Source organism: Nostoc sp. (genome assembly GCF_036917095.1).
In the GTDB taxonomy this organism is placed as follows: Bacteria; Cyanobacteriota; Cyanobacteriia; order Cyanobacteriales; family Nostocaceae; genus Nostoc.
Window position 1 is genome coordinate 1 of sequence record NZ_JBALFH010000071.1, and the last position, 4444, is coordinate 4444.

The following is a 4444-nucleotide window of genomic DNA, read 5'->3' on the forward strand; positions in this document are numbered from 1 at the left end:
AATGTTTAATTTACTGAAAGCCTTATATGATTAGGGTTTGGCTAAATTCCACCCTGATTCCGGCTCGTCAATATTTAGATGCGTTTGCCCTGGGTTATTTCTCAATCTCTCATTTGTAGACTTAAACGTTTCTTCAATCAATACTAGATTATATTTATACTCTGCTAAAATCTTAAAGTTCTGCTAAGACGATCGCCACTCAAAATGGAAGATTCGCAGACTCAAATTTGAGCCAGGATTCAAATTAATTGTTGGCCTAAGTTAACCGACAGGATTCCACAACGGCTGATGCACAATGCAAATGTCATACCATTTGCCATGTCATTTCCTGCCCCGCCTCCAAAGGTACAAGCCCAGATTCCATAAATGGAACTTCATCAGGAACGCGCCAAGTCGTTTTGGACAAGGTAATTCGCTCGGTATTACGCGGCAGTTGATAAAAATCTGGGCCATAGAAGCTAGCGAATGCCTCCAGTTTATCCAGGGCTTTCACGCTTTCAAATGCTTCGGCATACAACTCAAGGGCGTGCAGAGCCGAAAAGCATCCCGCGCAGCCACAGGAACTTTCTTTGCTGGTGCGGGTATGGGGAGCGCTATCGGTACCTAGAAAAAACTTCGGATTCCCCGATGTTGCCGCTTGCAACAAAGCCTGACGATGCTCCTCCCGTTTCAAAATGGGCAGGCAATAAAAATGGGGGCGAAGGCCGCCTTTGAACAGGGCATTACGGTTAAACAACAAATGTTGTGGCGTAATTGTTGCCGCGATGGTGTTGGCAGACAGGACATACTGCACCGCATCGGAGGTGGTGATATGCTCAAGCACCACCCGCAGGTTGGGAAATCGCTGCTTGAGGGGGATTAAATGTCGCTCGATAAACACCTTCTCGCGATCGAACGTATCAACATCGTTATCGGTCACTTCCCCGTGCAGTAATAACGGCATGTCCACCTGCTGCATCGCTTCAAAGACGCGATCACCCTTCCGAATATCCGTCACACCGGAGTCTGAGTTGGTCGTTGCACCGGCTGGGTAGTACTTGAGCGCTTTGATAAACTGGGATTCTTTCGCCCGCAGAATGTCGTAGGGGCTGGTGTTGTCGGTGAGGTAGAGCGTCATCAATGGCTCAAACTGTTGTCCCTCTGGAATGGCGGCGAGGATGCGATCGCGATAGCAAGCCGCATCTGCCACCGAGCGGATAGGGGGCTTCAAGTTCGGCATGATGATCGCGCGGGCAAACTGACGCACCGTGTAGGGCAGAACCGCTTTCAGTGCTGCACCGTCGCGGAGATGCAGATGCCAATCGTCAGGTCGGGTGATGGTAAGCTTTTGCATCCTTTCATTATAAAACGGCAACAAGGGCCTCATGAAAATAGGGGCGATCATCCAGATATGGTATGGGGCGATCGCTATCTATGATACTGTACTCAAGTTTGCTCCTAATGACCTCAAAACTCTTAAGCGCAAGGGTTTCGCTCTCGAAAAGCTGTCCGAGCTACAGTTATCTCAACAGCAGTATACAGAGGCTATTAAGGCTTTAAAGCAAGCGATCGCCTATGATAGTGCCTTTTCTCGATAGCACAGTGATGCAATTGATATTAGTTATCACGGAATGATGATTGAAAAATTAGCCGAACTATACTTAACCAACAAGCAGTATACAGAAGCATTCGCAACTTATCAACAAGCACTTGCTACTTATGAAACTGCCATTCAACATCTTGAAGTGGCAGACACACGGGAGCAAGCAATAGTTTATTGGTCTAATACCAAGCTTGGGTGTAAATCAAGCCATCCATTCAGTCCAATGCGGCGCATCTGTCACCAGTTGAGCAAACTTTTGGGGGCAAGCGTCTTCAAACTCCAGCATCACGCCGCAACTTCAGGCGTAACCCCTTCCATCCTTGAGCTTCTTGCGTTTCGAGACTATGGTAAAATTCAAGACTATGCAGGAGAAACTTGGTTGACGCTCAAACAGGATTTACTGCAAACACTGCGAAATCAGCCAGATTTGGGAATAAGAGAAGCTCAAGTCGATATTTTCCTCCATGAAGGATTAATTAATGATGCAATTAAAACAGTAGAGAGAGATACTTACTATGATTCCAAACTGGTTCATTGAGTCATGGATGCAGCAGTTTCCCATCGTCAAGATTGGGTAATTGATAACGCAAAGCAGACGGGCAGAACCAATTATGGAACAAGGGAAAGCTGACCGTTATAAGCTGCGGTTAATTGGCTAAAAAAAGTCAAAGCTGGTTATATTAACTAGGGTAAAAAGCTGAATGGTCTGCTTATCGCTCAAAATTAGAAGCGGCTCATGGACGTAAACGTAAATTAATGAAATTATTTAAAGAACTGAATTAATAGTATGATTAATTTGGCGGATGATACCACAAAACTGCAAATAAACCTCGCCCATATATATTTCGAGTTACATCCTTCCTTACAAAGGATTATCCAGTTATTTTCGGTAATTTATGCACCGATAGATAAAAATTCATTTGTAAGTTGTATTAGTAAGACTGGCGCTTTAGATGAAAACAATAAACCTTGGGGTACTAAAACCCTTAGTCCCCAAATTGATAAATTGTTAAAAGCAGGTTTGTTAGTACAGTCAAGTAGATCGAGTCCTGAATGTCATCCGTTACTCACAGAAATTGCTACTCGCCATGCTGTACAAACAGGACAGTTTGAAATCCTCGTCACAGCAGTAGAGGAGAAGCTACCAATACGTACTCACTGGAACAGAGATTCTCGGATATTCTACAATTTACGCCAGTGTATCAGAGAAATCCGCATTGGTATTTATCGTCAAGACCTTAGTTTTATTAATCAGCAAATTGAAGATTACCAGAAGTACAGTGATAGCGAAGAGAAAATAGTAATAGAAAATATCTTTGAGCAGATATACAATAATCCATTTGATGCAGATTGGTTTAAGACCCTACCACTTGGATTATATGAAAGTGGTATATCAAGTATCCTCTTCAATTCAGCCTTAAAATTATCCGCTTCGGAAGATACGTTGACGCTGCTAGAAGAATGCTCTAACAGTAACAGTGAAAAACATTGCTCAGATTATCTACATCTGATTTTGACAGAACAACTGTTGTTACAGGGTTGTACCCAAGAAGCACAAGAAAGTCTGGAGCGTGTATCAAATGAATATCAAAATAACGCTGCGATCTTTTGGGGTTGGTTAAGTTTTCTGCGGGGTGAAAATGAACAAGCCATCAAATATTATAAAGATGCCTTGAAAGCGATCAAGAAGGCTACAGGCAAACGCCAAATATATTTCAATACAATTGGGGGCTTATTTTTTATCCTCGCACTTTTAAAAGATGGTTCAGCGCAAAGCCTCCGCGAAGCAGAAGAATATACCAGTTTGATGTCCCGTCAAGGGGATCATTGGCTTAGGTTCACTTATGGCAGACTGAACATGGTACTGCAAGTTCACATTGGCGATATTACTCAAAAACAATTTGTAGTCAGCGGTCATATTTCTTCCGTGGAAGAAGAAAATAGCTTACAAACATTGTTTTGTTCGCTATGCCTTTACTGGATGGATGCCGAAAGTGCTAAAAAACGCTTACCGAATTTATTAGAGCCATTATATAAGCGATCGCTCGCCTCCGGTTATCATTGGTTGGCAATGGAAACCGCAGAACTCCTATCCCGGCTAAAACCTAGCAGTAACTATAATCAACTTGCTCCCGCACTGCGAGAAGATAGCAATATCCAAACCATTGTAGACTTAATTCGACCTCAAGAAGCTTGGGAAATGTGCCTCAATGCGCTGGCAAATCTCCAATCAAGACCACAAACATCCCTAAAACCAGAATCGGAACTACGTTTAGCATGGTTCCTTACCTTCTATCCCAGCAGATGTGTCTTGCAACCACGAGAGCAAAAAGTGAATGCCAAAGGGGAATGGAGTAAAGGTCGCCCCATAGCCCTCAAGCGTCTGAATAGTGCATTATCTGAGTTTGATTACATCACATCCCAAGATATGCGGGTATGTAGTTGTATTGAGGTATATAGTGAAGGCTATTACGGCAAAGTTGATTATACCTTCGGTGAAAAAGCCATCTCTGCTTTAATTGGACACCCGTTGGTTTTTTGGGAAGATACACCGACTATTCGTGTAGAAATTGTCAAGGGAGAACCGGAACTACTGGTTAAAAAAGGGAAACTTGATCGTCTCACCTTGGAATTTTCTCCTAAGTTACCAGAATCACAAAATATTCTGCATATCAAAGAAACTCCAACCCGCATCAAAGTTATTGAAATTACTGCCGAACATAGACGCATTGCAGAGATTATTGGTATAGATAATAAATTAAATGTGCCTGCCTTCGCCGAAAAGCAAGTTTTAGCAGCAATTAATGCCGTGTCTGGCATCGTTACCGTACATTCTGACATTGGTGGCGGACTCGAAGGTGC

The 4444-nt window shown here is 43.2% G+C and carries 3 protein-coding genes and 1 pseudogene; 3 read left to right on the plus strand and 1 reads right to left on the minus strand.

Annotation, left to right across the window (positions count from 1 at the left end):
* Window positions 1-304: 304 nt before the first annotated feature.
* Window positions 305-1333, minus strand: coding sequence for a dihydroorotase (gene pyrC / locus V7L01_RS35265; protein WP_335043017.1), 1029 nt, complete (start codon window positions 1331-1333; stop codon window positions 305-307).
* A 31-nt stretch (window positions 1334-1364) separates the two neighbouring features.
* Here pyrC and V7L01_RS35270 point away from each other — a divergent pair, with 31 nt between their 5' ends.
* The 3 genes and pseudogenes from V7L01_RS35270 to V7L01_RS35280 form a co-directional block, all read left to right on the plus strand.
* Window positions 1365-1577, plus strand: a complete 213-nt coding sequence (locus V7L01_RS35270; RefSeq protein ID WP_335043018.1) for a hypothetical protein — start codon at window positions 1365-1367, stop codon at window positions 1575-1577.
* Window positions 1578-1610: 33 nt separating this feature from the next.
* A complete protein-coding gene (locus V7L01_RS35275; RefSeq protein WP_335043019.1) occupies window positions 1611-2120 on the plus strand; it encodes a hypothetical protein in 510 nt (169 codons plus the stop codon).
* 249 nt (window positions 2121-2369) lie between these two features.
* Window positions 2370-4444: pseudogene (locus V7L01_RS35280) on the plus strand (ATP-dependent helicase); the annotation flags it as partial.